The sequence below is a fragment of the Thainema salinarum CENA647 genome (assembly GCF_057732415.1).
In genome coordinates this window covers 164059-188076 of record NZ_JBYJZJ010000015.1, presented here as the reverse complement: position 1 = coordinate 188076, position 24018 = coordinate 164059, and the positions used below count along the sequence as shown (strand labels likewise).

20 protein-coding genes are annotated in these 24018 nt (G+C 49.5%); 3 read left to right on the top strand and 17 right to left on the bottom strand.

The genetic code is table 11. The annotated features are described in order from the left end of the window. The first annotated feature begins 20 nt into the window (after window positions 1–20). On the top strand, window positions 21–1829 hold the full coding sequence (locus tag AC286M_RS02665; RefSeq protein ID WP_488202909.1) for a mechanosensitive ion channel family protein: 1809 nt from the start codon (window positions 21–23) through the stop codon (window positions 1827–1829). Between the two features lie 14 nt (window positions 1830–1843). On the opposite strand, the gene AC286M_RS02660 is transcribed toward AC286M_RS02665, so the two are convergent. The 12 genes from AC286M_RS02660 to AC286M_RS02605 all read right to left on the bottom strand — a co-directional run bounded on the left by AC286M_RS02660 (window position 1844) and on the right by AC286M_RS02605 (window position 15349). Continuing rightward, window positions 1844–3124 (bottom strand): ArnT family glycosyltransferase, encoded by a 1281-nt coding sequence (locus AC286M_RS02660; RefSeq protein ID WP_488202908.1) that lies wholly within the window; start codon window positions 3122–3124, stop codon window positions 1844–1846. Between the two features lie 113 nt (window positions 3125–3237). Continuing rightward, complete coding sequence (locus AC286M_RS02655) at window positions 3238–4818, bottom strand: GMC oxidoreductase (protein WP_488202907.1); 1581 nt, start codon at window positions 4816–4818, stop codon at window positions 3238–3240. Between the two features lie 93 nt (window positions 4819–4911). Beyond that, entirely contained in the window at window positions 4912–5826 is a 915-nt protein-coding gene (locus tag AC286M_RS02650) for a glycosyltransferase family 2 protein (RefSeq protein WP_488202906.1), read from the bottom strand. 139 nt (window positions 5827–5965) lie between these two features. Then, window positions 5966–7300 (bottom strand): ABC transporter ATP-binding protein, encoded by a 1335-nt coding sequence (locus tag AC286M_RS02645; protein ID WP_488202905.1) that lies wholly within the window; start codon window positions 7298–7300, stop codon window positions 5966–5968. Next, window positions 7301–8146 (bottom strand): ABC transporter permease, encoded by an 846-nt coding sequence (locus AC286M_RS02640; RefSeq protein WP_488202904.1) that lies wholly within the window; start codon window positions 8144–8146, stop codon window positions 7301–7303. A 142-nt stretch (window positions 8147–8288) separates the two neighbouring features. After that, window positions 8289–9191, bottom strand: coding sequence for a glycosyltransferase family 2 protein (locus AC286M_RS02635; RefSeq protein WP_488202903.1), 903 nt, complete (start codon window positions 9189–9191; stop codon window positions 8289–8291). A 100-nt stretch (window positions 9192–9291) separates the two neighbouring features. Beyond that, window positions 9292–9939 (bottom strand): glycosyltransferase family 2 protein, encoded by a 648-nt coding sequence (locus AC286M_RS02630; protein WP_488202902.1) that lies wholly within the window; start codon window positions 9937–9939, stop codon window positions 9292–9294. Further along, entirely contained in the window at window positions 9926–10297 is a 372-nt protein-coding gene (locus tag AC286M_RS02625; RefSeq protein WP_488202901.1) for a glycosyltransferase family 2 protein, read from the bottom strand. The genes AC286M_RS02630 and AC286M_RS02625 overlap by 14 nt, the downstream gene beginning before the upstream one ends. Before the next feature lie 27 nt (window positions 10298–10324). Next, window positions 10325–11695, bottom strand: a complete 1371-nt coding sequence (locus tag AC286M_RS02620; RefSeq protein WP_488202900.1) for an IS4 family transposase — start codon at window positions 11693–11695, stop codon at window positions 10325–10327. Between the two features lie 161 nt (window positions 11696–11856). After that, complete coding sequence (locus AC286M_RS02615; RefSeq protein ID WP_488202899.1) at window positions 11857–13152, bottom strand: glycosyltransferase; 1296 nt, start codon at window positions 13150–13152, stop codon at window positions 11857–11859. A 56-nt stretch (window positions 13153–13208) separates the two neighbouring features. Then, complete coding sequence (locus AC286M_RS02610; protein ID WP_488202898.1) at window positions 13209–14120, bottom strand: glycosyltransferase family 2 protein; 912 nt, start codon at window positions 14118–14120, stop codon at window positions 13209–13211. 23 nt (window positions 14121–14143) lie between these two features. Continuing rightward, the gene (locus tag AC286M_RS02605) at window positions 14144–15349 is read right to left on the bottom strand and encodes an FAD-dependent oxidoreductase (protein WP_488202897.1); all 1206 of its coding nucleotides are present in this window, start codon (window positions 15347–15349) and stop codon (window positions 14144–14146) included. A 31-nt stretch (window positions 15350–15380) separates the two neighbouring features. Between AC286M_RS02605 and tnpA the strand changes: the two genes are divergently transcribed. Then, entirely contained in the window at window positions 15381–15824 is a 444-nt protein-coding gene (gene tnpA / locus AC286M_RS02600; RefSeq protein ID WP_488202591.1) for an IS200/IS605 family transposase, read from the top strand. On the opposite strand, the gene AC286M_RS02595 is transcribed toward tnpA, so the two are convergent. The 3 genes from AC286M_RS02595 to AC286M_RS02585 form a co-directional block, all read right to left on the bottom strand. Next, window positions 15806–16111, bottom strand: a complete 306-nt coding sequence (locus AC286M_RS02595) for an FAD-dependent oxidoreductase (RefSeq protein WP_488202896.1) — start codon at window positions 16109–16111, stop codon at window positions 15806–15808. The two genes, tnpA and AC286M_RS02595, sit on opposite strands and share 19 nt — an antisense overlap. Before the next feature lie 73 nt (window positions 16112–16184). Next, the gene (locus AC286M_RS02590) at window positions 16185–17261 is read right to left on the bottom strand and encodes a glycosyltransferase family 2 protein (RefSeq protein ID WP_488202895.1); all 1077 of its coding nucleotides are present in this window, start codon (window positions 17259–17261) and stop codon (window positions 16185–16187) included. Window positions 17262–18224: 963 nt separating this feature from the next. Beyond that, on the bottom strand, window positions 18225–18443 hold the full coding sequence (locus AC286M_RS02585) for a hypothetical protein (RefSeq protein WP_488202894.1): 219 nt from the start codon (window positions 18441–18443) through the stop codon (window positions 18225–18227). A gap of 281 nt (window positions 18444–18724) precedes the next feature. Here AC286M_RS02585 and AC286M_RS02580 point away from each other — a divergent pair, with 281 nt between their 5' ends. Beyond that, the gene (locus AC286M_RS02580) at window positions 18725–22504 is read left to right on the top strand and encodes a WD40 repeat domain-containing protein (RefSeq protein ID WP_488202893.1); all 3780 of its coding nucleotides are present in this window, start codon (window positions 18725–18727) and stop codon (window positions 22502–22504) included. Window positions 22505–22712: 208 nt separating this feature from the next. On the opposite strand, the gene AC286M_RS02575 is transcribed toward AC286M_RS02580, so the two are convergent. Both AC286M_RS02575 and AC286M_RS02570 read right to left on the bottom strand, forming a co-directional pair. After that, window positions 22713–23177, bottom strand: a complete 465-nt coding sequence (locus tag AC286M_RS02575; RefSeq protein ID WP_488202892.1) for a YbhB/YbcL family Raf kinase inhibitor-like protein — start codon at window positions 23175–23177, stop codon at window positions 22713–22715. Window positions 23178–23190: 13 nt separating this feature from the next. After that, on the bottom strand, window positions 23191–23928 hold the full coding sequence (locus AC286M_RS02570; protein WP_488202891.1) for an SDR family oxidoreductase: 738 nt from the start codon (window positions 23926–23928) through the stop codon (window positions 23191–23193). Window positions 23929–24018: the final 90 nt, after the last annotated feature.

Genomic DNA, 24018 nt, shown 5'->3' with positions numbered 1-24018 from the left:
TGTGATTAATACCTATTGCCATGAATTCGCGTTTTGTTTATCAACATCTGCGTTGGTCTACACTACAGCGCTACATTGCCTGGTGCGTGCTGGTAATTTTCGTTGTGCTGATGATTGTGGTGCAACCCATCGCAGCGCAAGATTCTTCTTCAGATGTGGGTTTTTCCGCTTGGGCGCAGGCTCCCGCCACCGACAGTCAACCTAATCCTGATCCTGATTTAGCCAGTGATTTAGAGGACACAAATTTAGTTGACCCCGTCTTGGTTGATCAACCTGCGGGCAATCGAATCGATGGTTTTCCGGTCGTGCTGAATAATGAAGTTCTGTTTCGCATTAAAGAAGGTGTGGCAGGCGTTGCCACCGCTGAGGAGCGAGCTGGAATCATCCAAGGACGAATCGATGCGATCGCAACGAATCCAGCTGTTTCCCTCGACCAAATTCGCGTTGATACGCAAAATAATCGCACCGTAATTAAGGCTGGCGAGCAAGTTTTGTTTACCGTGACTGAAGCAGATGCAGAAGTTTATGATCAGTCGATTGATCAACTCGCTAATCAAGCCGTAGAGTTCATTCAAACTGAAATTGCGACCTATCGGGCGGAACGCAGCGTCAAACGACGCACACTTGGAATTGTCCTTACCATTGTCAGCACGCTTATTCTGATTATCTTTTTACGCAGCCTGTTCCTCTTTTCCTCAAAACTCTTGCTGCGGGTTGCGCAAGCGCGTCACCATCGCAGTTTAGAACTGCGAATCCATAACTTTCAAATTTTAGGCGCTAGTGCAACGGGATACTTGTTGGCGGTGCTGATTCGTTTAGGACGGCCCATCCTTGTCCTGGCTGCGTTCTATCTATACATTCCGTTTGTTTTGCGGCAGTTTCCGGCCACGCGACCGCTGGGCGACCGGGTGTTAAACGATTTGGCTGGGCGATTAAACAATTTTGCTCAAGCTTTTGTTGCCTATCTGCCCAACCTGATCACCATCGTAGTGATTGGGGTCGTGGCCTACTACCTGTTTGGCTTTGTGAAGCAGGTAATTGCGGAGCTAGGCCGAACCGATGTTTATCCGTGGTTTTATCCGGAATGGATACAGCCTACCAATCGACTCGCAGGATTCTTGGTATTTGCGATCGCATGTGTCGTTGCTGGTCCTTATTTACCCGGATTTGGATCACCCGCGTTTCAGGGCATATCGATTTTCTTGGGGGCGCTGCTAACCCTCGGTTCATCGTCTGCCGTTGCCAATGCCATTTCCGGCATTATCTTGATTTACACCCGTGCCTTTCAAATCGGTGACTTTATTCGGATTGACACAAACATGGGTGAAGTAACCGAAAAGTCGCTGTTTGTCACCCGCATCATGACCCCAAAGCGGGAGACAATCACCATTCCCAATCTGTCTGTGTTGAATAGCAATGTGGTCAATTACACGGCGATCTGCCGCGAATCAGGCGGATACCTAACGCTGCACACGACGGTGACTCTGGGTTATGACGTACCCTGGCGCAAAGTTTACGAGGTGATGACCGCAGCCGCAACGGCGACAAAACACATCACGGCTGAACCTGCCCCCTTTGTGCTGCAAACTGCGCTGAATGATTTCAACGTTAGCTACGAACTGAATGCTTACACCGATCGGCCTGAACTGATGCCGCGCATTTATTCCGAGCTACACGCTAATCTTCAGGATTACTGCAACAGTGCCGATATTGAAATCCTTTCGCCTGCTTTTTCTGCGCTCCGAGACGGCAATCACTCCACACTTCCGGCTGACTATCTACCAGAAGACTATCGCGCCCCAATGTTTCAAATTCGCCAGGACTCGTGATGGAATATTTTTCATTAAGATTGGCTTGAAATGCTATTTCTATAATCTCCTAATTTCGTAGGAGCCACATGACTATCTTCTTTAAATTCGCCTTTAAATTGAATTGATTTGAGATACCAAAAGGCTACGACCAGAGGCAAAACATATCGATCCCAAGGATATGCTTTCATCATGATTAGGCTATTAAACAAAACCATCAGAGTAATTAGGTTTGGCTGAGAGAAGCGAACACAAGTCAAATAAGATAGTCCATAAAATAAAGCTATTTTGGCAATATCACTCGGCAAAAGATCCGCAATTTTAATCAGAGTTCCAGCTCCGAATAGCAGCGGAGGATAAACTAAAACAAATAGTAGTAGTAGAGCTGCAACAATCAGAAGTCGCTGCCACTGCGCTTGAAAAACCGAAAGACCCTTTCTGAGCATAGATGCTATTTTATTGGTTCTATTTGCGCTCAAAAAGTTTTTTGGTAAAGTAAATAAAATGAACTCTGGAATGACAATATAAACCCCAACAAAAGCTAAAAAGTTAATTGCTCCACCAGGCGTTAAGCTCCAAAAGGATTGCTGTACATCCGGCACCGAGCGATATTCTAAACCAGATTGAGGTGCCAATCCTTGAAACAAATAAACCCAAAACAGAAGGGAGAGTACGGCCAGTAGAGGAGCAAGCCATTTCCAGTGATCCTGGAGGCGAAACTTACGTATCCGTAGCGAGTGATTAAACGCTAGGATAAACTCGTAACTCATAATCGCAGCCGGAAACGCAATCATATACTGTCTTGATGCGATCGCAAGGACAAAGGCAAAGCTACTCAGCAAATAGCGATCGCGGATATAGGTCATGAGTCCTAAAATCATCCAAAAGCAGGCAATCATCTCCGTATAAAGTCGCCCACTTAAAAATAGATAGTAAGGACACAGAAATAGCCCAATCAAGCATAAAATTGCCTGTCCTCCTCGGCTACGATTGGGCCAACCGATTAGAAAAACGATGACCAAGGATAGGATAAGGTTTAAGAGTCGTCCAGCAAATATGCCCTGATTGAAAAGATATTCTAATGAGCCGAAGATCACGAATGGCAATGGTGTATTTAGCTCTTTATAGTCGCTTAGATCTTCAAGAGATGGAACGAGTCGGTCGCTGAATCCCAAACTGGTTTCCCAAAATGTCCTTTCATCCCACAAAAAAGGACCTCGCAGAAAATCTAGCCAAGCTAGTAAAGCCATGTAGATAACTACTACGCCGACTATAAAAAAGAACTTTTGTTTTGATTTGTCGTTGATTAAGTTCATATTCTTTATGTTCAAAATTGCCGCTAATTTTTAAGTATGGGGAAATAGAATGTAGTCTGCCCTACGTTTTTCGATGAGCAGTTTTCAACGCAAAATCTCATCGAATTTGCTGCTTATGCATGAACTTGAGATGGCTCATCTGCTGCATTCAACGCTGGGTTTGGGCAAATACTGTCATTCCTAAAAGATTGAGGTGTGGTTTGGAGCAAGTGCTCACCTAGGCGGCGAGCGATCGCTAAGATCGTGAACGTGGGCGAGTAAGATGGCCCGGTCGGAAACACGGCTGAACTTGCTATGTAGAGGTTTTCGGTGCCAAATACACGGCAATTTGTATCCACAACCCCTTCCTCCGGTCGGCTCGCCATGCGAGTTGTGCCCATTTGATGAGCCGCATCCGTCATATTTTCCAAGCTGGGCGGTTCATCTCCAAAGTCAAAAGTGCCTAGCCCCACCTGTTCAAACCGCTGGGTCAACAGTTCCAGCGTTGTTGCCATTGATTGCCGATCGTGATCCGTAAAGCACCAATCAACTTCCAGTTTGCGCTGTCCCAGAGCATCCCGTTCGGTGCCAAGCTTGATCCGGCTCCTCTTCTGGGGCACCTGCTCAGTGACAAACTTGACCTGGTAAGCTGCGATCTCACCATTTCTATCTCGACAAACAGGCCGCCCCCACACAATCCGCCACAGTCGATCAGTTGTCTTTTCGTAGATAGGTTTTATGTATAGAACATGCTCCAGTAGCTTGTGTTCTGCCTGCGTCGCATCGTCTAGCGCAAAACAAATACAGAACCGGGGCTTCGGCGCATACTGCAATTCATGGGCATATTGCCGCGTCAGACTTCCAGGGTGAAGGGTACCCGTGTGGTGCTTGGGGTGATCGGTATAAAAGCGGCCTACTAGGTCGTGAGCGTTACCGATACCTCCCGGCAGTTGGCGATCGGAGGATAGGAGCAGGCGGGCTGCTTCAAATGCTCCGGTCGCAAGCACCACGACATCGCCCTCGACCGTCAGTTCTCGACCCTCTAGAGAGCGGCAAACCACTGTCGTTACTCGCTGCCCCGTTTCGTCTAGTTTTAATTCAGTTGCCGTTGCCCCAAGCACCACCTGCAAATTGGCGGAGCGGCGCATTTCGTCCCCAAAGCGTTTTGCTGTCCGGGTTGGAGTCTCTTCCCAATAGAAGCTACTCATCTTTAAGCCACCCGCCGCGATTTTGGCTCGCAGCTCGACGATTTCAGGACGCATAGCTTCGGCCTCTAGATCTCCAAAACCGTAGTCTTTAGCGGCGGAACGATAATGCTCTAGCAAATCCTCAAACTGGATGGGCCAGCCGCTGTTCGCAACCCAAGGTCTGCCCTCAAAATCAATCGGCTGTAGGTATTTCCATTTGCCCGTCCAGACGTTGCTCGTGCCGCCAAACTGGCGCACGCGGCTCACTCCCCGCAGTTCTGGCGGTAGGTAGCGATGATAATACGAATTGGGATTTAGCTCACGATGACGCTTACCTAGAAAAACTACGTCATTCAAAGCCTGGATAGAGGGATCAAAGCGATCGCGTCCGCTTTCTACCAGCACCACATCTCGGCCATGACGAGCTAAGTGTGTCGCGACCTCAGCGCCCGCAATGCCGGAACCTAGCACCACCACCTGCCCCCGCAACGTCGTCTGCTCACCCATTTCTAAAATATCGGTAATCATAAAAGCTCCAGTTATAAAAGTTGAAGTTCTATATGGTTTGTAGGGGCGAATGGCCATTCGCCCCTACGTAACGCTACCTGCTTTCTTAGGGGATTAAGAAACATTTGTGGTCACCACAAATCGCATTTTTAGACTTTTGATTAATTGCGATATGAGAGGCTGCATGATTCGCTTCGAGATATGCACTGGATGAATTCTAAAGGCCCATACAGTATGAACCAGCGCTGCTCGCTTTTGACCCATTTCATAGGATTTCACCGCATGTTTGTAGACAAATTCAGCAAACATTTTGGGATGGGATTCAAAGGCGCGGCGATGTTTTTGAATTAACTGATTAAAGCTGTCCTGACGCAGATTTAAATTGCCTGAAACTCGTGCGCCTGAGTGTACTAAAAGCTGATACGCTACCTTTGGCAAACCAATCAGGGTACATTCAGGATTCAGTCTCAAAAAGAATTCGGAATGAACTCGGGAGCGAAATGCTTCGTCCCAACCACCAATCTTAAGCACTAGTTCACGCTCAACCACCAGCGTTTGTTTGGTATGAAACGATCGCCCCGGTTCGGGATCTGCCAAAAAGAAATAGCTGCCTTTTGGACATTGGATGGGCGGCAGACGAGTGAGTAAAACGTCTCCGTGTTCATTAACCTTTTGCAGACCTGAAATCACGGCCACAGGCGGATCACAAGATGTACTTTTCAATGCGGCCAACGACATTTCCACCATGTGCGGCAGCAGCACGTCATCGTCATCGAGGTACGTTACCCAGCGCCCCCGAGCCGCTTGGGTGCCGACATTGCGAGCACCCGCACCGCCGACGCCTGCTTCGAGTCGAATCACTCGTAAGCGCGGATTTTCTGGAAGTTGGACAGGTTCGCTGGACGCATCATCGACTACCACCACTTCTAAGTCTTGGTAGGTTTGATTTAAGGCACTCTCAACCGCAAGCGGCAGCAGATGAGGCCGATTATGGGTCGGAATAATGATGCTGATCGGAGGATGAGACATCGTTTATAAACGTAATGAAATCAAGGTTAATCAAGCGGCAAGATATTGTTTATCGTGGGTCGTAGTCTGTGTGTGAGGCTGGTTGACTAGTGTTGAATTTCACATTGTTCAAATCAACTTGTTGTGGGACATTTGCGAGTTATTTAGGTATATGCGGTTGACTAACAGATAGCGGCTCGGTTGAGGGGACTAAAGCCCAGGTTCGCGGTTGATAGAACTGACATTTGTTGATGTTGCAGTAGGCCGTGACGGTGAATCGAAACGATTCCACGACATCAAAGGTGTAAACCGCATCTTTTCTGACCCGTATTTGCGCCGTATATACACCAGGAGCAAGACCCAAATAGGGAAGCTGGAGTTGAATTTCAGAAAAGCCAGGGGAGAGATTAAAGAAAGCATCGTCGTTTTGCCCCCGCAGCGACAAGGCATAGCCTGCATTCTCGACACCGCCCACCTTAGCAATCCGCATGTCTAAAGCCACACCGCTATAGCTGCCGTGAGCCTCGCAGTTGACGCACAAGCTCATGGCTTCCCCCGTCAGCACGGTTTGCGTCGGTTGGCCCTGAGCATCGCGGAAAAAGAGGTCTCGAATGTCAATGCCAGTGCTGGCTGTGCCAGGTTTAGCTGGAAAGGTCATGCGATTCTCAGAGCGTTCAACGCTGCTGAGGAAGAGGTCGTGCTCGTACCGATCGACGACCGTATTAACCTCGCCTTGCGTCACCAATGCGCCCTGAGAGAGATAAATAGCCGTATCGCAGATGTTCAAAATGGCCTGGGCGTTGTGGTTGACCAGGATAAACGCGACGCCTTTTTGCCGAAGTTCATAGAGACGGCGATAGCATTTGGCTTTGAAGCGGGCATCGCCGACGGCGAGAACTTCATCAATCAGCAAAATATCGGGTTCGGTATAGATGGCGCAGGCAAAGCCCAAACGAGCTGCCATTCCTGAGCTGTAGGTTTGCACCGGAGCATCAATGGCTGTTTCAATCTCGGCAAACTCGACCACATCCTGAAACCGCTGCTCAATCTGGCGAGTTGTCAGACCCAGGATCGACATGTTGGCGTAGATATTTTCCCGTCCTGTCAGAATTGGATTGAAGCCTGCCCCCAGCGCAATCAGCGGCGCGAGGCGGCCTCGAATTCGCACTTGGCCCGTATCCGGTTTAATCAGACCGCTGATAATCCGCAACAGGGTACTTTTGCCAGCGCCGTTGCTACCCACCAGTCCCACGGCCTGCCCCCGATGCAGCTGAAAACTAATTGACTGGAGCGCCCAAAATTCCTGCGATCGCAACCGATCACTGTGGCGTCGTCCCCCGGTCAGGTCTGCCGCGATATCCTGCACGCCGTAAAAGAGCGATCGCTTTAAATCACGACAGAACTTTTTAGACACTCCTTCAACGGAGATCACGGGCGGCTCGGGCGACACCTGTTCAGAACTGGATTGTTGTTGATGTTGAGTATTCAGCAGCATCTATGACGTTACCCTCTCGACCACATACGGCATCGCAATCCGAAAACCCACCCAGGTTAGTACTAATCCAACTAGAGTTAATCCACTTACCACCCAAAAGCCCAATGACTGGGTCAGCACTCCAGTCGTCGCTAACTCCCGCAGCGTGACCAATAGCGGTGTGACGGGATTCCAGGCCACTAGCGCTCCAAACAGTCCCTCTGTCGGTACGGGATAGATTACCGGGGTTAAAAACAGCCAAAATCCCATGATCATGTTTAGGCTCTTGGAAACATCCTGGTACAGTACGCCAATTGGGGCCAGTAAGACACCCACCAGCGTTCCTAGCAAAATCAGGTGAATCAGCGCAATTGGAGTCAGGACAATAGTCCAGCTTACGGGCACCCGGAAGTAGATAAATAGGCTGGCAATCAGAATCAGCTTGATGCCAAAGTTGAAGAAGACTTCCCCCAGTTTGGCTAGGATGATGGCCTCGCGGGGAAAATTGACCCTGGCCAGCATCGGCTTAGCCAAAATTACGGCCTGCACTGGCCCGGTTGCAGCATCGGCAAAGGTTTGCCACAGAGCCGTGTTGAACATGACGTAGGCTGGATAGGGAATGTCCGTCTCGCCCACGGCAAACACATTGGCATCCTTGGCCAGCGTGAAACCGAGCGCCATCGCAATGGGTGGAATAAACGCCCAGGCAATGCCCAAAAACGCCTGCCGATACTGGGCGCTGATGTCGCGCACCATCAGCCGCCAAGCCAACTCGCGAGATGCTAGCAGATCACGCCACATCGTCCACAGCAAATACCGGGGACGCCGCAGCAAACTATCGGGAGTATGAACAACTTCGGGAGGCATAGAGATTACAACCGAACTACAAACTAACTTGCTGATGTTGGGTTTCGTTACCTCAACCCAACCTACGGCTTTAGCTGCCGCTGGCTGTTTTATGGCTGGGGCTTGGTTCAATCGTTTGGTCAATGTGCTGGTCAATGCGATCTCAGATCGGTGCGGCATCACCTTGGCCCGAATGCTGATACTGCAGCATTTCCCAGAAAAAGCCAGCGGCATTGGCAACCTGGGATACAAACAGCACAGCCGTCAACACCAGCCCCTTGCTGCCTTGACCATGCACAAACGGATAGCGCAGCAGACTGAGATAGTAGTTGCCTTCAATTTGAAACTGACCCCAGCCTTTCTCTTCCCGAGTTTTGTGGAACCGGAATGCGCCTTGGCCATAGCTGAAGTGCTGTTTCCAGAAACTTTTCAAGGTCATGGGATGAGCGTGGTAAATTATTACTTCCGGCGCGTAGGTCATATGATACCCGTGATGAATCCAGCGATCGCACAATTCGCGATCCTCGGAAGTCGTAAAGCTTTCATCAAACCCGCCCAATGCTCGGAATTGCACCGCAGGCACCACCATGTTATTGGAAGCAAAGAACCGCGCCTGATCCCGCACCGCATTGTAGTGGTCATAGCCCATGCTGATAATGCTCTGGCTGGTGGTGGAATAGGGATTATCGGCTAGAGCATTGACCGTTCGTCCCCCGACAATGTGCTCTGGCTCCTTGGTAAAACAAGCTTCTAATGCCGTGAGCCAGTCGGTGGCGGGTCGGCAGTCATCGTCGGTAAAGGCGAGATATTTGCCCTGAGCCAGTCGGGCTGCGTGATTGCGAGCCGCAGCAGGGCCAGCATTGGCCTGTCGAATCAGCCTCAGATTGAGCTGGTCTTGAAAGGGCGCAACCACTGAGTCTAAGGGCTGCTGGCTGCCGTCATCTACAACCAGAACTTCAATGCGATCGCGGGGATAGTCTAGCTGGGTCAGCGACTCTAAACAGGTCGCCAACTGCTGCGGGCGGTTATAGGTAGGAATAATGATGGAAAAGGTTGGCTGTTCCATGTTCGTTAGGAGCCTCAGTAGTTGCCGTCGGTTATTGTTTGGGTAGTACTCAGGTAATGATTTTGTGTTGTGGGAGCGGTTCCCCCACAACACAAAATCATTACTTTGAGGCATGCATCAACTGTTGACGCTGTTGCTGCCGCGCGTGATGCGCCGTGAGTAAGCGGTTCAGGCGATGGTCAAACCACATCAACACGCGCTCCAGCTTGGGACTGTAGAGACCAAAGGTTAGCTTCAGAATCACAGGTGCTAAAATCGTACCTTTACGCCGCCAGCCCAGCTTTTTGTACTTGGTTTTGAAGTAGCCATCTTCGGCCAGATTCCACTTATCCCGCAAGCGATACAGGCTCTTCAGCGTCCACTCGTCGCTCCAGCGCAGCATGTAGTAGTGCAGATCGCTCCACTGGGCAGGTGGGCCAGGAACGTAAGTTACGATGCAATCTGGCTCAAAATATACGCTGCCACCTGCCTCTCGCACCGTCATGCAGAAGTCTAAATGCTCTTTGGTGTTGAGCATTTGCTCGTCTAGCAACCCCACTTGCTCAAACACAGAGCGACGCACCAGCACACAGTGAAACTCCGCTAGCTCCGTCTCTTGACGCTGGAGCTGCGGCTGAATTTGGACAACGGTTTTGCCTTGACTATACATTTTCTCGCGCAGCCGTCGCCGTCCGGTCTTATCAACCCATATATGAGATTCCCCGCCCGCAAAATGGACTTCGGCATGGAGCGGTTCATGCTGACACATGAGAGTGACCAACCACAGCCGCACCCGTCTCTTCGGCACAGCTAACTAGGGCTTTGAGCCAACCGGGAGTGACCACTACATCATTGTCAACAAAGACGAGATAAGGCGTATCGACCGATGCTAGACCGATATTGCGGGCTTGGTTTGGATACAGATAGTAGTCTTGGCGAAGTAGGGTAAAAGACTTGTCTTTCGCCTGCTCCTCTAGATATTGCCGGACAGAGAGAGGCGAGTTGCCGTCTACATACACCAGCTTGAATGGCATCTGCGTATGTTCATAAATGCTCTCAAGCGAGGTTTTTGTGCAGCTAAAGCGCTCACGCGGAACAACCACAAGGGTGACAATGGGTTCAGTCATAGTTGAATGGCACTGACATAAGCTGTATCAAGCTAGCAACCTGGCTTTCAAGACGGAGCGAGGTTCCTGCATTCTTGGGAACGGTTTGGGACGGCGCTTTACAACTCGGGGTTCTGAACGGTTGGGTCGAAACGGAATCACCAACTCTCGCACCACGTTTAACAAGGCCTGGTAGCCTCGCCGTCGTTCGGATGGAGCTAGATGCAGCAACTCAGGCCGGAAGTGATTGAACTGTTGCCGAGCACCTTGTAGAGAGACTCGCAACACCCCGACCTCGCCGTCGGCTGTCGCCTCCCACATCAGGGTGCGAAGCAGATTGTAGGCCAACAGATGCACCCAAATACTTTTGCTCACCATGGTGGGTGTTTTGGCAGCAATCATCTCCATGGCTAAGGTGGTTTTGAGATGCCGGAGATTAACTTCGGCGGCCTGCCAGCGGAGCTGATAGAGTTCGGCAAGTTTAGCTTTGGGATAGCGGTTGGGATCGAGTAGCGTCGTTACCACCACAAAGTTGGTCGGGCGAAACCCAGGAACCTGAATGAAGAGATACACTTCCCGCACCTCAATGGATGCCGCCAGAGCCTCGAACTCCTGCGGCTTGAGGGCTTGAGGGCATTGCTTCGGGCGCTGCCAGCGGACGATGTGATCGCCAATGCCCAGTTTTTTGCCCCGTCTGAAATCGCAGCGGCGCTGATGATGCTTGCGAAAGACAGCATCGGCTCCCATCCGGGCGACCCAGGCCAAATCTACATAGGTGCCATAGGCTGAATCGGCCACCACCACATCCTCGGGGCGCAGTTTCTGATAGAGTTGGCGGGCTAGACGCCATTCACTCACCCGCAACGGAGCCATCGCCACGGCCATAACCGCTCCCGTGGTGACACAAAACCACACTTGGAGTTTGAGAATCGGAAAGCCGCAGCCCTCTTTCTGATTGCTGTGTTGAGGATACTCGGCTTGGTTGGCCTGCGTGTCACTCATCAAGACCGTCGTCGCATCAAAGGCTTTAACCGGACGGCCACACCAGCGTTGCTCTGGGGAGACTTGGCGCTGCAACGCCCTCACCACCCGCTCGAACAGGGGCGGAAATATCGACTCGGGAAGGCGTTTTCGTGCTTTACTATAGCCCCCGGTATCGGCTGAGGGCACCTCCAATCCCGACACGCTCATCCAGGTCACCACTCGCTTGACTGCATGGCTGAGACTGCTGTCGGCATCCAGCACTTGGGAGAGCCAACTCCACAGGACGACCATGGGAGTGTAGAGGACTTGTCGATATCGGATTCCCTGCTCGCTCAGCACAGTTTCAATCTCTGCTTCCGGCAGCATCTCAGCAAAGGGTAGACCGATGCTGCTCTGATAGTTGGCCTTGAGAACGTCCGCACGATTCGGCATCATAGAGGCAAGGTTATGGGCTTCAACGGTTTGATTCTGACAAATCAGGCGCTTGAAGCCTTTTTTGCTCTCTTATGTCAGTGCCATTCAGTCATAGTGGGTTTCTGGCTCATCTTCAGGGACATTAGTAGAACAAGTCAAGTCTTGTCAGGAGCGATGCACAGTTAAGGCGAACTGGGTTCCATCGAAACGGTGCACGATCGCACATCTTCTGTGTCTGGTGTATCTGATTTCAACAGCCGCTCGTATAGCTGCACCAGCCGATCATTTAGGCGATGAATGTCATAGTGCTGTTCCACAAACGCCCGTCCAGCCTGACCCATTGCGGGCCAGCGTTCGGGATGCTCAATTAAGTAGCTAAGCTTAGCTGCGATCGCATCAGCATCTCGCTCAGGCACTAAAAATCCTGAAACGCCATCTTCCACTAGCTCTGGAATACCACCGTGCAGCGTACTAATCACGGGTAATCCCATTGCCATTGCTTCTTTGAGAACATTAACAGGTGCATCTTGGTTCCCATCTGCTGCGGTTACACTCGGTGCAATGAACAGATGAGCTTTTTCCAATAAAGCAATCAGTTCTGCCTGAGACTTTTGTCCAAGTAATTTGATCGAATGGCCTACACCCAAGGACTCGATTAACTCCTCAAAGTCGGATTTTAACGGGCCATCGCCCATGATGATATATTCCAATTTGGGATATTGAAGTAATACTTGAGCAACTGCTCGGATGCTGTATTCGATCCCCTTCTTTTCTACTAAACGACCTGTTGTGGCAACACGAATACAACCATTATTAGGAAACTGGCGAAGCTTAAAAGGAAACTGGCTACAGTCTAACCCCGAACCATGAACCCGAATTTTATTAGGCGGACACCCTAACCTAATAACGCGACGTTTGAAAAAATTGCAATTCGCAAGAAAATAATTTCCGTTTTTGAATAAGGGGCTATAAATATCTTTGCCATGTTCTTGAACAAAATTGCTAATGTCGTGACCCCTAAAAATCGTAATTAGTTTTGCGGTAGGACAATTCATTGTTCGAAATGCCATGCCTCTGAAACCAACCGTACCGAACTGGCAGTGAACAATATCGTAGTCATGTCTTTGCTGAGAATCTGGCAACAATGTATATAATAACCAGAGCGAAATGGCCTGCTTGCCGTACCTAATGAAATTTAGCGATCGCAGTGTTTCTCTAGGAGATTGAGTTAGTTTTGAGGCTAGAACATACAAGCCTTTGATAACCCGCCAAAACAAGTTCTCAGGAATTTCAGGTAAGTAATATGTCCGCTCGGATAAATTATAAGTAACAACACTGTTATGAACTTTAGACCAATCACCGGGATGATCAGCATAAATATCAACATCAACACCTCGATCGATTAAACCCGTAATTTGGTTGAGAATAAAGGTCTCCGACAAGGTTGGAAATTGTCCGACAATGAATGCTACTTTCATAAATCCTTTATTGCACTAAGTCCGTAGAGCTACTTCAGGCTAAGCTTGTCTATAAGCTATTCTCTAATTGAAACACCTCCCATCATTAATCGCATTCGTTCCCACGCGCTAATATATCGAACAAACAACATTACAAGAGCAACTTTTAACTTATCGGCAAAACTTGTTAGCCGCCAATCTTGAAAGGTTGCAATTGTAAAATTAATGGGCGGTAAGAGATCTTGTAACAGTAACTGTAATAGCAATCGATTCTGCCGAAAGACCTTTGACTGTAGATCAAAAGAGCCTCCAACCACCCGAACAGTCCTTTTATATAGTTCCTCGAACGATCGCCGTGCTGGATGAGCTACGCGTGCCTTGGCTGTGTAGGTTTGTTGATAGCTAAATGCCGCAACCCGTCTTCCCCACTCCACATCTCCACTTGACTTTAAGGTCGAGTTGAAAGGCCCAACGTGGTTAAACACAGATTTGAAGGTAAATAGATTTGCTGTTGCGCCATATTTGTATTTCTCTATGTAGTCTTTTTGAGTAAAAGCAGTAATTTTCTCAAACAGTTCTACCCATGTAGGATAATCAGGATCTTTAAAGAAAATCTCGATTTCTCCTGCAACCAAACCACAGTTAGGAACTTCAAGCAAGCACTGAACTCCCTTCTCTAACCAATCAGTAGCTGGAATACAGTCAGCATCGGTAAAGGCAATCACCTCACCTTTGGCAAGAGCAATTCCTTGATTCCGAGCCGCATAGGAACCGGGAGTCGCCTCAAACGTCAGGATTACGTTGTCGTAGGGTTCGACTGCCGCTTTAATCGGGTCAATCGGCTCAGAGCCGTTGTCCACCACAATTACTTCAACGTGCGATCGCGGATAGGTCTGCTGGGCCAAGGCGGCCAGACAAAGTTGTAAGCGCTCCCCGTCATTGAAGACGGGGATAATTACTGAAATGAATGGGCGATCAGAATTTGCCATGATGCTTTCCCCCTTAACCCAGGCTAGTAGGCGCGAGATAGCGGTTGGGCATTGGTCTGCGGCTGTAGTTCTCCTTGCCGCACCTTTGACCACTCCTGATCGGTAAAGTTCTCGTGATACGAGCGCTCAACATTAACGTTCCAGAGATCGTGCTGCTCTCCAACAATATTGCGAGCTGCCAGCAGCGCCGTCAACATTGAATGATCCTGGTTGTTATAGCGGTGCATCCCATTACGCCCAACCGTTTGCAGGTTTTCAAAGGTCTTAATGTAGTCCTCTAGAACCTGCAAATGCTGACGATATTCACCGTCATAAACGGGATAGGCCTTACGCTGACGAATGACGCATCCGTCCTGCACATCGTTGGGTTTAACCCCCAAATCAAGCCGGACGACTTCCTGGGCAGCTAAGTCAATCAGTTGCTGATCAGACATTTCCCAAAGGTCATCCCCTTCACTACAGAAATACTCCATGCCCAAGCAGGTTTTCTGAGGATCAGGCACCATTTCTGGACTCCAGTTTTTGAAGTTTTGGATGCGACCCACTTTGAATTCAGGACTGTGGATATACAGCCAATTATCTGGAAATAATTGATCGCGATTAATAATCAGCGACACAATCAAAAAATCGCGATACTTGAGTCCACGTGCTGCTGCTAAAACCTCTTCCGGTGGCAGTGGATCGAGGCGATTGACTAATAGTGCGATCGGCATCGAGTTGATAAAATTGTCACCCGTCAATTCGAATATTTCGTCACCCTGCTTCGCAATTACTTTCGTAATCCGCTTTCCTTCTCGCTCCACGCGAATCACCTCAGTGTTGAGATGGACAGGTGAACCATGCACGTCAAGTAGATCCTGACAGCGTTCCCACATCATGCCAGGGCCGAGCCGAGGATAGTCAAATTTTTTGATTAGGCTTTTAGCATTTTGGCTACCAAAGAGAGCATTGATAACCGCCTGCTTGAGCGACATATTTTTAATACGCTGAGCAGCCCAATCAGCTCGAATTTGACTACAGGGAAGACCCCAAACTTTCTCCGTATAAGTCTTGAAGAAAATCCGGTAGAGCCGCTCTCCAAAGCAGTCAATCACCCATTCTTCAAACGTTTCCGCTTCGAAATTTGGATTTTGATACTTATGCAATTTAGCTTTTAAGTAACTAAACAGGATGAGAGCGCTTCTGATCGGCCCTAAATTTCTCAGAGTTTTGAATCTCTTGGGGTCCATTCCCCGCCGCTCTGCGGCGTAAGATCTAAGAATGAGTGAGTACATCCACAAGAGTCATAACGTAACAGTTTTGCTATACCACTTAGTGTTTCCAGCAAAGTATCGACGGGTTGTGTTTGATGAGCAAGTAGATGCGGTTCTGCGAGAGGTCTGCCTCGAAATCGAGAAACGCTACGAGGTGAAGTTTGTCGAAATTGGAGTGGACAAAGACCATGTCCATTTTCTAGTGCAGTCCGTGCCGACCTATAGTGTGACCAAACTGGTAACGATGCTGAAAAGTTTAACTGCACGAGAAGTCTTCAAACGATGCCCTCAAGTGAAGCAGAAACTTTGGGGAGGCGAGTTTTGGAGTGATGGATATTTTGCGAGTACAGTAGGCCGCCACGGGGATGAAGGAATGATCGCCAAATATGTTCAAGCCCAAGGCAAAGATTACCTCAAATTGCATCGGGATAATCAACTTGCTCTTTTTTGATTCTGATACCCCGTCCGCTTGCGGCGGGGTATTTCATTGAAATCATCCCCCAGAATTTCTTTCCAAACCGCTTGCACTTCACCAACTTTGGTGAAAAAGCGGTGTCCACCAATGTCAAACCGATAGCCCTTATAGGTTTCTGTACGAGAAATGCCACCCACTCTATCGGCCTTCTCAAGCACAATTGACTTCTGGCCGTGTTTCATCAACTCGTAACCTGCCGTGAGTCCAGCAGGGCCTCCTCCGATGATGACTACGGGAAAAGACTTCATATCGATTAACTCCAAATGCTTGCGTCGTGAATCTAACGTTACGAATCTGGTGCATCTAACTGCCGCATTAAACGGGCGATCAGAAAACCTATCTGGACTTACAAACTCCCCAAGGCATAGGTGGTTGCGGTAGATGCAACTGACTTGAGAAGTACCTCAAGCTGCCGTATGCAAAGGCAAGTCCGCCATAGAGGAAATAAAACCAGTGCCAGGGAACCACTCGTAAAGCAAACCAAAGCCCCCGCTGACGATAAAAAAATCGATATACAGCCCAGTTGATTGCCAGCAATCCAATCGCTAGAACTGCGACAACTCCGAGGAGCCAGGGCATGAATTCATTTGCCACTAAACTGGCCGCTAAGCTAGCTACTAAACTGGTAACTAGGGCAAACGTAAGGATGACGCTGATGCGATTGGCATGGTTCAGATTCAAATCTGCGTTGAATGTGCGATCGCTTAAAATCAGCTCTGTCCAGGGCAATGCTCGATAGAATATCTCTGCCCTAAGTAAAGAGGTAGGCGTCCAGTGCTTTAAATGTTTAACTTGGATGTCTTTACACAGGCGAATGGAATAGCCTGCCTGCTTCAGTCGATAGCCTAGCTCGATGTCTTCTACACAGGGCTTACGATAGCTTTCATCAAAACCCCCAACGGCTAGAAAGGCTGAGCGGCGAATTGCCCCACAAGCGCCCCAAAACGTAGAAGCAACTTCGGACGATATTTGATGAGTGTAGTGATGAAATAGATTCTTATATTGAGATAGAAAATTCTCAGCTCCTGGTGCATCATCATAGGAACCAATTACGGCTGCCAGATCTTTTTCTCGTTGAAATACATCTACCAATCGAGAGATTGTGTTTCTGTGAATCGTGACATCTGCATCAATAAAGAACACAATATCGCTCTGTGCAGCGTGTGCTCCCCGGTTTCTAGCCCGGGCTGGGCCACCCGCAGTGGGATACCTAAAAACCTTGGCTCCAAACGATTCTGCGACTTGCCAGGAGCCGTCTGTATCACCATCAGCTACAACGATGACTTCATCAGGTTGCTGGCTAGATTGTTTGAGGCTGTCAAGACAACGACGAAAACTGTTTCCCCCATTATGAACTGGAATGACAACTGAAATTGTTGGCTTGGATAGCACCTTAGTCTGCTGAAAATTCATGAGGTCAGGGCTTAATAGAGAATGTGTGTACAGGCCAATAACGTAAGGTCAAACTCAGTAGATAGGTCTAGACAGACTCAACCCGAAAATTAGAAGAGCACTCCAGAGAGATCTGATTTTGAGTTTTTGGGTTTATTTATGTCTATTGACTGATGTGCAGTTGAACTGTTTTTGAGTGCTACAGACTGCAATCTGTCCTAGAAAGCTCATATTTCTAGACCTAGTATTTTGGACGATTTAGAAACTTGGTAAGACTGGAAGACAAAGATCAAGGAAACACTAAGAAAATGCTAAAATATATCACGAATGACTTTTTGCCCAGGAATCGATTTTATTTTTTGTTCATGCTGATAAGGCTTAGCTAGTAAGCATTCGTGTCGATAAGCTATCACGCCCGTTAATACTGATTCATGAGAAGACTTTCATCTTTACGGTAAGTTTACAGTTTGGTTTCAGTAGATATCGTGATTTGATTTGATGTTTCCACAAACAAAAAAAGCAGTTGTTGATCGTTTTTCAGATTGACTCGGAGAATTATGGCTGAGCTGAATTCCTTGTGCAGAAGCAGTTTTGCGCCTCTGACTATCTTCGAAGAGTAATAGTTTCTTGTTGTATAGACTCAACTTGCACAACAGGAAACTCTTACTTGAAGCTCACGGATAGGAGTATTGAACCAAGTAACTTGTCAAATTCGATACATAAATATAAGGTAAATTATTCGCTTAAAAAATATTTTGTTTCTAGAATTTCGCAGTTAAGATAAAGTCTATCTTTGGGTAGAAGACAATCGTTCTTTGATAATGTTTATAAAAATTGGTTGCTGTTGCAGTGTAGGAGATTGGCAAAAAAATACCGACGCCAAACGATGATGGTTAACATCTTTGGCATCGGTATGATTCAGCTAGTGAGTGTGTGAAACCCGATGAGGTTTACCGTTGTTTGAGTTTCCCTACCGATCAGTGATTATCTAACCGCAGAGAGATCATCGGTGATTACAATCCGTTGACGCACAACAGCATGTAATAACCGATCAATCGAGGATTGCTCCTCCTGCGATAATGCACCGGATAGGATTGCTGCCTGAATCCCATAGCGATCAGCTTGGGTAAGTTTGCCTGTTGCACTGGCTTGGGCAAAGAGTTCAGCAATGGCACCGGGGAGAGGAAGGATGGGAGCAAACATGATGACGACTTCAGGAACTTTGATTCGATACTATTAGTATCTTGCGAAAGCCCAAATTTCTCTGTGACAAGTCGGTTTATTCGACGTGATTCTGATGGTGTGGTGGCTGTGACATGTGCGATCGCACATTATGATCGATATCTTCCGCTACCCGTGATCGCGATTTAACTGCACCATGACGCAGATCACGATGTGACAGTAGATTGCAAACTTGACGTTTTGATACAGGTAAAACCCGTTATCCCTAATAATCTATAGTGAACGGGAAAACGCAACGTATCGTGACAACGCTAAAGGCTTCATCAGTTGGACATTCGCAAATTAAACAGGCACGACGCGCCAAAGGCTGGCCTGTGAATGATTTCAAGTGGATAGAAGCAGCCAGTCAGATACTCGGTACCGTCTGGGAGGAGACAGGGGTGCTGGCTCCCGGTGTCTCAGAAGGAACCTGGAAGCGATTTCTGGCGGGCAAGGTGCCGATTAACGCCGAGGCGTTCAAAGCTTACTGCCAGGTGTTGGAGCTGGACTGGACTGTGATCGCAGAACTCGATCCAGAACTTAATCCAGAACCCGTCACCGAACTAGAACCATCGCAGGCAAATTCATCTAGCTGCGCGACGAACCCAGATAACTCAACGAATGTTGTTTACCTGCGCAATCACACTAGCCCGACCTACGCCACGAGTCCTCCTGACCCACTCGTTCCAGCGAATTTTCTCAATCAGCGTGCAGTGGCAGCGCTACCCACTCGGCAGGACTGGAGCAATGCGCCGGACGTTTCCATGTTCTATGGTCGTCAGGCTGAGCTGGAAACGGTGCAGCGCTGGATTACTCAGGATCGCTGTCGATTGGTGACGCTGCTGGGCATGGGCGGCATCGGCAAAACGGCGCTGTCGGTTAAGCTGGCTCGTCAAATTGTGGCTCAGCAAAAGCAGCGGACGGCGGGGGATCAGCCGTTTACCTATGTCATCTGGCGCTCGCTGCGCAATGCGCCCTCCGTGGACGAAATGCTGACCGATCTGATTCAGTTCCTATCGGATCAGCAGGTGACGGATTTGCCAGCGGATGCTGACGGTCGGTTGGCGTTGTTGCTTCAGTATCTGCGGACTAATCGCTGTCTGATCATGCTCGACAATGCTGAGTCGATCCTCAAAAGCGGCGATCGCATGGGCCGCTATCGGGTGGGCTATGAGGGGTATGAAGCCCTGCTGCGCTGCGTGGCGGAAACGACTCATCAAAGCTGTCTGGTAATTACCTCACGGGAAAAGCCCAAGGGGCTGACGGCGTTTGAGGGGGAAACGCTACCCGTGCGATCGCTCCAGCTCAGCGGCCTGCCGGAGGCGGACGGGCGAGAGCTATTTAACGTTAAAGGTTCGTTCACAGCGACGGACGCGGAGTGGCAGACTCTGATTGAGCGCTATGCAGGCAATCCCCTAGCGCTGAAGATTGTCGCATCCTCGATTCACGACTTTTTTGACAGTGATGTTTCGCAGTTTTTAGTCATCTCGCAGCAGAGCGCTTTCCTATTCGATGACATTCGCGACTTGCTGGATCAGCATTTTCAGCGCCTGACGGTTCTAGAGAAGTCGGTGATGTACTGGTTGGCAATTAATCGGGAACCGACATCGATCTCTGATTTACAGGCTGATTTCTTAATCAATGTATCTCCCCGCGATCTGCTGGAATCCTTGAATTCTCTACAACGCCGCTCCCTAGTTGAAAAAGGTGCCGCTGGCATGACGCAGCAGCCTGTGGTGATGGAATACGTAATTAATCAGCTGATCGAACGAATCAGCGATGAGATAACCGGGCAGACGGTTGATCTGTTTAAGAGTCATGCCCTGACCAAAGCCCAGGCCAAAGAGTACGTCAGGGAAACACAGCTCAATCTGATTGTGCAGCCGATTATGGATCAACTGCTGAATCACCTGGGCAGTAGAGATGCGATCGCAACTGCTCTTCAAGCTATTCTTGCTCAGCTCCGAGGCAGAACGCCCCAGGAAACGGGCTATGCGGGCGGCAATACGTTAAATGTGCTGCTCCAGCTTGGGGTTGATCTGACGGGCTATGATTTTTCGCGGCTAAGCGTGTGGCAAGCTTATCTACAAGATGTAAAGCTGCACGGTATCGACTTTACGGGTTCCGACCTGTCCAACTGTGTGTTTACCGAGTCACTAGGGAACGTGCTGTGGGCCACCTTCAGCCCTGATGGAGAGCGGCTCGCCACCTGCGACACGGACTGCCAAGTGCGGGTGTGGGATGTGCAAACGGGACAGCTTGTGCTGATTTGTCGCGGTCATGCTAACTGGGTGAGGCATGTTACCTTCAGTCCCAATGGGCGGATGATCGCGAGCTGTGGTGCGGATCAGACGGTGCGACTGTGGAATGCTCAGGATGGAGTTTGCATCAAAACCTTGGCGGGGCATGATCACGAAGTGTTTGCCGTCGCTTTTAGTCCCGATGGTCAGCTCCTCGCTAGTGCAGGCGGCGACTGTATGATCAAACTCTGGGACGTGCAGACTGGGCAGTGTATTCGAACGCTGGTGGGCCATACAGACTGGGTGCGGTCGGTCGTATTTGCTCCACATCCTAGTCAGAACGCTGCTCAAAATCCACAGCCGCTGCTGCTAGCTAGTGGCGGAGCCGATCAGCAAATCAAGCTCTGGGATGTGACTACTGGGGAGTGTCTACAGACCCTAAGTGGACACCAGGGCTGGGTGCGCTCGCTAACCTTCAGTCGCGATGGTCAACTCCTAGCCAGCGGCAGTGGCGATCAGACAATTAAGCTCTGGGACTGTAGTACAGGCGATTGCCTATCCACCTACGATGGCCACAGTAGCGGCGTTTACTGCGTTGTTTTTAGTTCCACAGCCGACATTTTAATTAGCAGCAGCGGCGATCGCACCGTCAAACTCTGGGACTGGCGGACAGATACCTGCCTCAAAACCTTATCGGGACAGAGCAATGAGGTTTGCTCCATCGATATTCATCCTGATGGTCGCCGCTTAGTCTGCGTCAGCCTCGATCAGACGGTGAAGCTGTGGGACTGCCAAACCGGACAGTGTTTACGCACCTGGGATGGCCACACGGATTGGGCTTTGCCCGTTGCCTTCAGCCCCGATGGTCAACTCCTAGCTAGCGGTAGCAATGATAAATCCGTCGTGCTGTGGAACTGGCAAACCGGACAGCAGCAGATGGCTTTACAAGGCCATACCGATTTTGTGTATGCCGTTGCCTTTAGCGCCGATGGTCAAATCCTGGCCAGCGGCAGCACAGACCTAACCGTGCGGCTGTGGCGTACTGATACAGGACAGTGTGTGCAAGTCTTGCAGGGCCATACCGATTGGATTAATGCGATCGCATTTCATCCCAGCGAGTTTACCCTGGCAACGGCTAGCGCCGACGCTACAGTCAAGCTATGGAACTGTCAGACGGGCCAGTGTATTCGGACTTTGACGGGGCACGTCGGTAAACTGCTCGGCGTCAGCTTTAGTCCCGATGGATCACTGCTGGCGAGCTGCGGTATTGACCAAACCATTAAATTGTGGACAACCGATACAGGTGAGTGCCTAAATACCTTACAGGACCACGCCAGCCGCGTTTGGTCGGTCGTCTTTAGCCCGGATGGTAAACTGCTAGCGAGCAGCAGTACGGATCAAACGATTCGCCTCTGGAGCGTCAAGACGGGCAAGTGCCGCAAAATCCTGACGGGACATACAAATTGGGTGTTTGCCTTGGCCTTTAGTCCTGATAGTCAAACTCTTGCTAGTGCATCGCATGATCAGACGGTACGGATTTGGCAAGTGCAAACGGGCGAATGCCTGCATGTCTGTACCGACCATGCTCACTTGGTTTCATCGGTTGCTTTTAGCCCCGATGGCAGCGCGATCGCAAGTGGCTCACAGGATCAGACCGTCCGCATTTGGGATGCGGCATCTGGTGAGTGTTTGCGGGTGCTGATTGCCAAGCGGCTCTATGAAGGGATGAAGATTACGGGAGTGACGGGTTTGACGCCTGCAACAATTATGACGCTGAAAATGCTGGGTGCAGTTGTTGAATAATCCCAAACGTCTGTTAGCGAGCGGCACAAGCCGATACTTGTTTAGCGTAACACTGGGCATAGATCCCCCTAAATCCCCCTTAAAAAGGGGGAACTTTGAACCAACCTGTGACTGGCCCCCTTGTTAAAGGGGCGGCGATAGCGGGGGATCGCACGGCTACGCTAAACAGATACTCAAACCGCTTGCTAACAGACAAGACTGTTTCTGCTTAACGTTTGTAGGTGCCGACGAGTCTCGCCTGTGCGGTTACGTGATCTGCGATCGCATCTAGCAGTTCAGTTCGGCTCAGTCCAGGCTTTAGATCCAGCTTGTTAGTTAGGGCATAGAGCCAGAAATAGTAGTGATGCACTCCATGTCCAGGCGGTGGAGCTGGGCCAGTGTAGCCGTTGCTGCCAGAGCTGTTCAGCCCTTCGGTAAAGCGATCCCCGCCGCCTTCGGTGATTTCATTGACGTCCGATGGAATGTTGTAAATTGTCCAGTGGGTGAACCCAAACGGCAGTGGCGCATCGGGATCATGGCAGATTAGCGCCAGCTGCTTCGTTTCAGGTGGTATCTTATCCCACTGCAAAGCTGGCGAAACATTGTCACCGTCGCTGGTATAGCGTTCGGGGATCGATCCCAATGTTGAAAACGCTGGGCTATTCAGCTCTAGGTCTTTCAGTTTTAACTCCATGAGAGTCCCTTGCTTACAGTTCTTGCTGCGTCGGACGAATAATCATTTCGTTGATATCCACATCATCCGGTTGCTCAATCGCAAACGCGATTGCACGTGCGATCGCATCTGGGTCAATGGCTACGGAATAAAGCTGATTGACGCCTTGAGCTGTTTCTTCATGCGAAATCGTGCTTGTTAGCTCTGTATCGACGGCTCCGGGTGAGATATTGGTTGAGCGAATTTGCCCGTTAGATTCCTGCCGAATGCCTTCAGAAATCGCCTTCACTGCAAATTTGGTCGCGCAGTAAACGGCCCCCGCTGGAAAAACCTGATGTCCAGCAACCGACGATAGGTTAATAATATGCCCGGACTTTTGCTGTCGCATGATGGGCAATACGGCGGCGATGTTGTACAAGACGCCTTTGATGTTGACATCGATCATCCGATCCCACTCGTCTACCTTCGTTTCATCCAGAGGTGACAGGGGCATCAAACCTGCGTTGTTGACCAAAACATCAATCCGGCCATAAGCCTGATGAGTTGCTTTCGCTAATGCTTCAGCCTGACTGCGATCCGTCACATCAGTAACCTGATATTGAGCGGTTCCACCACTTTGTTCAATTTTAGACACCAAATCTTTGAGCCGATTTTCACGTCGAGCAGCCAGCATTAGTTTCGCGCCAGCTTTAGCTAGGCGATGAGCTGTAGCCTCGCCCAGTCCACTACTTGCGCCTGTGATAATAACAACTTTATTTTGAATTTCAGACATAGCAAATCGTTAGTTTAGTTCTCTAGCTTTAGCTGCAAAATATGTAGCAATCGGCACTGTTTCAAGACCAACCAGTAAATGCAACAGACC